Annotated in this window: 1 protein-coding gene and 1 pseudogene; both read left to right on the top strand. The window is 63.5% G+C overall.

The window, feature by feature from the left end:
• Nucleotides 1–520, top strand: a 520-nt coding sequence (locus tag CWS39_RS28210) for a helix-turn-helix domain-containing protein (protein ID WP_233213754.1), incomplete at its 5' end; no start/stop codon positions are given.
• Between the two features lie 149 nt (nucleotides 521–669).
• Nucleotides 670–1,300: pseudogene (locus CWS39_RS28205) on the top strand (IS1634 family transposase); the annotation flags it as partial.

Raw genomic sequence — 1,300 nt, 5'->3', positions numbered from 1 at the left:
CCGCCACCTCAAATTCCACGAAGACCGGGACAACCTCGGCGTCACGCGGCAGACGGTCACGGCGTGGCGCAAGCGCTACGAGGCCGGTGGTCTGGAGGCTTTGGCCGATCAGTCGCGTCGCCCACATTCCAGCCCGGGCCGGATCTCTCCCGATGTCGAAGCGTTGATCTGCGAAATGCGCCGCCACCATCGACGCTGGGGTGCCCGACGCATCGCGTACGAACTGAAGCTCGAAATCGGCAGACAAGCCCCGTCGCGATCGACGACCCACCGCGTTCTGGTGCGCAATGGTCTGGTGAATAGCCAGGAGCAGCAACACAAACGAGTCTACAAGCGGTGGGCACGCGAAGCGCCGATGCATCTGTGGCAACTCGACATCGTCGGCGGGGTGTTTCTGGTCAACGGCCGCGAGCACAAGATGCTCACCGCCATCGACGACCATTCCCGGTTCGTCGTCGCCGCAACCGTCCTACCTGTGCCGTCCGGTCCCGCTGTGTGTGATGCGTTCCTCCTGAGTTAGGACACGTCTGCTGAATTTCGGATTCAGCAATGCTGTGACCTGTGGATTTGCGTCGAGCCGACCTGGATTTGGCTTACTAACCGGGTAGGGTCCGGTGGGTGTTCGTGCGCAAGGTCCGCACCGCCTCGGGCGCGGTGGCAGTGCAGGTGATGCGCAAGTCGGGCCGCCGTGACGAGCTGGTCGAGCATGTCGGATCTGCCCATACCGACGCCGAGCTGGGCGTTCTGCTGGAGCGAGCCCGCCGGATCACTACCGGCGATCAGGATGTCCTGGATTTCGAGGTGTCCGTCCGCGCTGCCCGTGTCGATGATGTTGCCGATTGGCGGACCGGCACGCTGCGGTTGGCTGCCGGTGTACCCAAAGGTGCCCCGGTGGCATCGGGGCGGACCACGTCGACCAACTCGCGGCTGCTCTACGACGTGATCGGCGCGATCTACGACTGGGTCGGGTTTGACGTCGTCGACGATGCGGTCTTCCGGGATTTGGTGATCGCGCGCATCGTCGAGCCGACGAGCAAGGTCGATTCTCTGCGGGTGCTGGCCGATCTCGGCGCAGACACGGTGTCGTACAGGACGATTCAACGTCACCTTTCCAAGGTCAACACCGGGGGCTACCGCGACGCCATCGCCACGAAGTGCTTCGCCCACGCTGCTGGCCGGGGTGGGCTGAGCTTATTGCTCTACGACGTGACGACCCTGTATTTCGAGGCCGAGAACGAGGACGACCTGCGTAAGGTCGGGTATTCGAATTATCCCGAGGTCGTGGTTATGCCGAGCCCAG

It is taken from the genome of Mycobacterium hubeiense, from assembly GCF_002838065.1.
Classification (GTDB): Bacteria; Actinomycetota; Actinomycetes; order Mycobacteriales; family Mycobacteriaceae; genus Mycobacterium; species Mycobacterium hubeiense.
Note: the sequence above shows the minus strand (reverse complement) of the source record. Positions and strands in the feature narration are given on the sequence as shown.